General features: G+C 54.5%; 5 protein-coding genes. 3 read left to right on the top strand and 2 right to left on the bottom strand.

The window, feature by feature from the left end; genetic code table 11:
• Nucleotides 1-739, top strand: a 739-nt coding sequence (tus, locus tag RTK32_RS17865; protein ID WP_312046352.1) for a DNA replication terminus site-binding protein, incomplete at its 5' end; no start/stop codon positions are given.
• A 36-nt stretch (nucleotides 740-775) separates the two neighbouring features.
• Here tus and fumC read toward each other — a convergent pair.
• Nucleotides 776-2,173, bottom strand: a complete 1,398-nt coding sequence (gene fumC / locus RTK32_RS17860) for a class II fumarate hydratase (protein ID WP_312046350.1) — start codon at nucleotides 2,171-2,173, stop codon at nucleotides 776-778.
• A gap of 364 nt (nucleotides 2,174-2,537) precedes the next feature.
• Between fumC and RTK32_RS17855 the strand changes: the two genes are divergently transcribed.
• Nucleotides 2,538-4,037: a YdgA family protein gene (locus RTK32_RS17855; RefSeq protein ID WP_312046348.1), complete on the top strand. Its 1,500-nt coding sequence runs from the start codon at nucleotides 2,538-2,540 to the stop codon at nucleotides 4,035-4,037.
• 169 nt (nucleotides 4,038-4,206) lie between these two features.
• On the top strand, nucleotides 4,207-5,205 hold the full coding sequence (gene add, locus RTK32_RS17850) for an adenosine deaminase (RefSeq protein ID WP_312046346.1): 999 nt from the start codon (nucleotides 4,207-4,209) through the stop codon (nucleotides 5,203-5,205).
• Between the two features lie 84 nt (nucleotides 5,206-5,289).
• Here add and RTK32_RS17845 read toward each other — a convergent pair.
• Nucleotides 5,290-5,903, bottom strand: a 614-nt coding sequence (locus RTK32_RS17845; protein WP_312046344.1) for an oxidoreductase, incomplete at its 5' end; no start/stop codon positions are given.

The following is a 5,903-nucleotide window of genomic DNA, read 5'->3' as shown; positions in this document are numbered from 1 at the left end:
GCCCGCCTTTGCTATGGCCCTCGCCCATTATGGCCGCCTTTATATGCAGCACCAGTCGGAAACCGTAAGTACTAAGGCTGCCGTACGCCTGCCCGGCGCCCTTTGCCTTGAGGCTTCACCGGAGCAGGCCGAGGCTATACGTCAGCAGGTTGACGCGGTCAATACGCTGAAGAAACGGCTGGAAGAAATTATTACGGTAGAGTCAGGCGTGCCCAGTGAAGAGCGGTTTGAATTTGTGCACAGCCATTTGCGTGGGTTAATTACGCTTAACGCCTATCGCTCCGTCTCTTTACTCGATGCGCCTGATTCCGTGCGTTTCGGCTGGGCTAATAAACATATAATTAAAAATGTCACCCGCGAAGAGATAGTGGAAAAGCTTAAAAAAAGCCTGCGCTCTGGCCGTGCGATGGCGCCCTGGACGCGTGAACAGTGGGGAGAAAAATTACAGGATGAGATTGCCATGCTTAATTCGCTGCCTGCCACGGCAAAACTGAAGATTAAAAGGCCGGTTAAGGTACAGCCGATTGCGCGCGTGTGGAATAAGCAGCAGCAGAAACAAACGCAGCTTGCCTGCCCTTCTCCCCTGCTGGTGCTCTGCCCGGATGCCTTATCCGTCCCTAAACTGGGCGAATTATTAAATTACGATGCCGGTAAAATTGTGCATCGATTTAAGCCGGAAGCCGCAAAGCTCTTTTCGCTCATTCCCCGTCTGCATCTTTACAGCGATCGCCTCGCCTGAAAAAAGAGCGGAAATGTTTCCGCTCTTATTCAGATATTACGCTTTCATACTGCCGACCATCTCTTCCGGACGAACCCAACGGTCAAACTCTTCTTCCGTCAGATAGCCCAGCTTCAGCGCGGACGCTTTCAGTGTCAGCCCTTCTTTATGCGCTTTTTTCGCGATTTCAGCCGCTTTGTCGTAACCAATATGGGTATTTAACGCCGTTACCAGCATCAGTGATTCATTCAGTAATTGTGAAATACGATCGCGGTTTGGCTCAATGCCGACAGCGCAGTGGTGATTAAAGCTGTCCATACCATCAGCCAGCATTCGCACCGACTGCAGGAAATTATGAATAACCATTGGGCGATAAACGTTAAGCTCAAAATTGCCGGATGCGCCGCCCATATTTACCGCCACGTCGTTACCCATGACCTGGCAACAAAGCATGGTCATCGCTTCACACTGCGTCGGATTCACTTTACCCGGCATAATAGAACTGCCCGGTTCGTTTTCCGGAATGGCGATTTCGCCAATGCCACAGCGGGGACCGGAAGAAAGCCAGCGCACATCGTTAGCGATTTTCATTAACGAAGCGGCAAGCCCTTTCAGCGAGCCGTGCGCATGGACCAGCGCGTCGCAGGTCGCCAGCGCTTCGAATTTGTTAGGCGCGGTAACAAAAGGCTGTTTTGTCAGGTCAGCCAGCTCTTTTGCCACGCGTACCGCATATTCCGGGTGCGTGTTCAGGCCGGTGCCCACAGCCGTGCCGCCCAGCGCCAGCTCCGCTACGTGCGGAATGCTCTGCTCAATATGCTTCAGGTTGTGTTTCAGCATGGCTACCCAGCCGGAAATTTCCTGGCCTAGCGTCAGCGGCGTGGCATCCTGAAGATGGGTACGGCCGATTTTAACGATGTCCTTAAAGGCTTCCGCTTTCTCATTCAACGTTGTTTGCAGCACGTTCAGCTGAGGGATCAGATGTTCTTTCAACGCGATAACGGCCGCAACGTGCATGGCGGTAGGAAAGACGTCGTTAGAACTCTGACTTTTGTTAACGTCATCGTTAGGGTGCACCAGGCGGGACATGCCGCGTTCACCGCCCAGAATCTCGCTGGCGCGGTTGGCCAATACTTCGTTCATATTCATATTGGTCTGGGTGCCGGAACCGGTCTGCCAGATAGCCAAAGGAAACTCGCCGCTATGCTGGTCGGCCAGCACTTCGTCGGCAGCCTGCACAATCGCCTGCGAGCGCTCGGCGGGCAGCAGGCCCAAATCGCTGTTCACCTTTGCCGCTGCGCGCTTGGTCAGCGCCAGCGCGTGCACCAGTTCAACAGGCATCTTTTCGCTGGAGATGCGAAAATGCTCCAGAGAACGCTGCGTTTGCGCACCCCAAAGTTTATCTGCCGGCACTTCGATGGAACCCATTGAATCTTTTTCAATGCGGTTGGCGGCCATGTCTTTCTCCTTTACTGGTTATGATGAAACCCAACTTGCCCGTCCGGGCGTTTTGCGCGGGCCATAGTATGACATACAATAATTTAACATTTTGCGAGCCGGTCGTCCTTATGACATTTCGCCGCAGCCGAAAATTTCTGTCATATAACACGGAGTTAATCCCTTTTTTTATTCCTGCCGCCTGTACTGATGATTGAGCTACCGCCTCTTTTCATTAACATTATCCGCTGAAAACAGATAGCGGCTGACGCCGCGGGCCACAGTTGCTATCATTATTAACCTGTTATACAGAAACGTTTTTCTTGCCGGATTGCGCCGGATGCGATTGTCGGCATCGGTGACTTAAAAAAGGACGACTTTACAGATGAAAAAAACAAAAGTAGCGGTGGGCGTTATTATCGCTCTTGGCGTAATTTGGACCGGTACGGCGTGGTTTACCGGTAAGCAGCTGGAAAAGAACAGGGATGGACTGGTGCAGGAGGCAAATACCCGCCTGAATGCGCTGGCGCCAAACAGCCGGTTAAAGGTGAGCTACCAGGACTGGCAGCGCGGCGTCTTCAGCAGCTCGCTGCGTCTGGTGGTGCAGTCTGACTCACAGACCGAAGACACTTCCCCCCTGAAGCCGGGTCAGAGCGTGATCTTTGACGAGAAAATCGATCACGGCCCCTTTCCTTTTGCCCAGCTGAAAAGATTCAACCTTATTCCTAGCATGGCGTCTGTCCATACTCAGCTCGAAAACACCGACGCGGTGAAAAAGCTGTTTGAGATGACTAAAGGTCAATCGGCCATACAGGCGGAAACCCGTATAGGCTACAGCGGCGCGACCGCTTCCGTTATCCATCTGCTGCCGCTGGACTATACCCAGGCCCAGACCGGTGAACGCTTTGCCTCTAACGGCGGGACCATCAACCTCAGCGCTGATAAAAAAGGTGACAAGGTCGATTACGATGGCAAGCTGGACAGTCTGGTTCTGACCGTGCGCAATCAGCTTAATATGCCGGTAATGTTTACCTTAAATGGTCTGACGCTGGACGGCAAAACGCACCTTAACGCTCAGGGCCTGCGCATTGGCGATCAAAAGAGCACACTGGATAAGCTCAGCTCGACCGTAAACGGCCAGCCCTCTTTCGAGCTGCACGGCATTAAGCTGAACTCCGCTTATGACAGCGTTAACAACCAGGTTTCCGGCACTACCGACCTTGCGCTGGACGCGATGAAAATCCGTGAGCGGGACTTTGGTCAGATTAAGCTGACGCTCAAGCTTTCCCAGTTTGACGCCGACGGCATCAAGGCATTCAGCGATAACTATCAAAGCCAGACGCAGGCGCTGATGAACGAGCCGGGCATGAGCGATAATTTTGCGCTTTACCAGCAGCGTATCGGTGAAATCCTGAATGCCAACCTGCCGCTGCTGCTGAAAGGAAGCCCGGTCATCACTATTGCGCCACTGAGCTGGAAAAACGATAAAGGCGAAAGCAATTTTAACCTTTCCGTGCACTTTAAAGACCGCGCCGCAGGTGCACCACAGCCGCAAACCCTGAGCCAGGCGGTCGATAACGTGCTGAAAACGCTGGATGGCAAGCTTTCTGTTTCCATGGATATGGCCACCGAGATGATGACTCAGGTCGCGATGGCGGAAGGCTATAAGCAGGAAGAAGCCACCAAACTGGCCGATCAACAGGTGAAAGGCGTGGCCGCGATGGGCCAGATGTTCCGCCTGACCAAACAGCAGGACAATAACATTGTCACCAGCCTGCAATATGCCAGCGGCCAGGTCACGATGAATGGCGAGAAAATGACCCTTGACCAGTTCTTTACCCGCTACATGCTGGGTGGCGAACCGGCAGCCATGCCGCAGCAGTAAGGTATAGTCAGACGGCCCCAGCCGTACCGATCGAAAGGTCGGTACGGTTTTTTTTGCCTGAAAGGGCAATTATTCGGCAGTCGGTTCACCGAACGCGCAATTAGCTGGTACAGCAGCGCGGAATGTTTTTATACTGTTATGCACTTTAATCACTACAGAGTGCACCGCCATGATTGATTCCCGTATTCCCCTTACCGATATCCATCGCCATCTTGACGGCAATATCCGTGCACAAACTATCCTTGATCTGGGCCGCGAGTTTAACCTTACGCTGCCTGCCACTACGCTGGAAACGCTGCGTCCCCACGTACAGGTAATGAAAAACGAGCCGGATTTAGTCAGCTTTCTGCAGAAGCTGGACTGGGGCGTCAAGGTGCTGGGTTCACTGGAAGCCTGCCGCCGCGTCGCGCTGGAAAACGTTGAAGACGCTGCCCGTGCGGGTATTCACTATGCGGAGCTGCGCTTCTCTCCTGGCTATATGGCGATGACCCATAACCTACCGATTGCCGGTGTGGTGGAGGCCGTTATCGACGGCGTGCGGGCAGGCTGCGAAAAACACAATATTACCGTGCGCCTGATTGGCATCATGAGCCGTACGTTTGGCGAAGAAGCCTGTCTGCTGGAGCTGGAAGCCCTGCTGGCACACCGTGACGGTATTACCGCGCTGGATCTGGCCGGTGATGAGCTGGGCTTCCCCGGCAGTCAGTTTTTAAGCCACTTTACCCGTGCGCGCGACGCGGGCCTGCGTATTACCGTCCACGCCGGTGAAGCGGCAGGACCGGAAAGCATCTGGCAGGCGATTAACGAGCTGGGCGCTGAACGTATCGGCCACGGCGTGAAAGCGGTAGAAGATGCGAAGCTGATGGATTATCTGGCGGAAAAGGCGATCGGCATCGAATCCTGCCTCACCTCCAATATTCAGACCAGCACCGTTTCTTCGCTGCTGCACCATCCGTTGGTCACGTTCCTGGATCACGGCATTCTGGCGACGATTAACACCGACGATCCTGCCGTACAGGGCATTGAGATTGGGCACGAATACAAAATTGCCGCGCCGCAGGCGGGCCTGAGCCAGCAGCAGATCCGTACTGCCCAGGCAAACGGCCTGAAAATTGCGTTCTTAAGCGAGGCAGAAAAAGAAGCGATTCGCGCCCGCGTAGCGGCCTGACCAAACTCTGAAGCCAGGCAAGTTACGCCCGCATAGCGGCCGAAACGCTAAAACTGCCCGCCAACGGGCCGGGCAGTTTTAAACTTATTTCAGTGACAGGGTCTGGCGTTTCTCGGCCGATTGCAGGCCGAGTTCGATCAGCTCCATCACCTGAATCGCTTCTTCCGCTGTCACCGGATTTGCACCGTTGCCGTTGATAGCGTCGCGTATGCCCGCATAATAGGCCGGATAATTGCCCGGTGTGGTCAGCAGCGTTTCTTCCGCCATCATTTCGCCGTTAGCCAGCGTCACCACACCATCGCGCATATCGTAGCCCCACTCTTCCTGCGGCGGCCGCGCACCCGCTCTCAGACTGTCCTCCTGCGGATCCAGACCATATTTCACATAGCTGCCACGCGTGCCGTGTACCTGATAGCGTGGCGATTCTGCGGCTGCCAGCATGCTGGCATGCAGCACCACGCGACGTTTTGGATAGGTCAGCACGGCATGGAAATAATCGGTGGTCTGAGCACCGGTACGCAGCTCCGCCAGGTCAACATTAATCGCCACCGGCGAGCCGAACAGCTGCAGCGCCTGATCGATAAGATGCGGCCCCAAATCGTACCAGATACCGCTGCCTGCGCCCTTCTGTTCACGCCAGCGGTTGCGCACTTCCGGCCGGAAACGATCGAAATGGGATTCAAAATAGCGTACTTCGC

The organism is Erwinia sp., from assembly GCF_031978025.1.
GTDB lineage: Bacteria > Pseudomonadota > Gammaproteobacteria > Enterobacterales > Enterobacteriaceae > Erwinia.
Note: the sequence above shows the minus strand (reverse complement) of the source record. Positions and strands in the feature narration are given on the sequence as shown.

What these genes read in the sequence shown, in the direction of transcription:
- fumC (WP_312046350.1), bottom strand. Translation starts at nt 2,173, where the DNA reads ATGGCCGCCAACCGCATTGAAAAAGATTCAATGGGTTCCATCGAAGTG.
- RTK32_RS17855 (WP_312046348.1), top strand. Translation starts at nt 2,538, where the DNA reads ATGAAAAAAACAAAAGTAGCGGTGGGCGTTATTATCGCTCTTGGCGTA.
- add (WP_312046346.1), top strand. Translation starts at nt 4,207, where the DNA reads ATGATTGATTCCCGTATTCCCCTTACCGATATCCATCGCCATCTTGAC.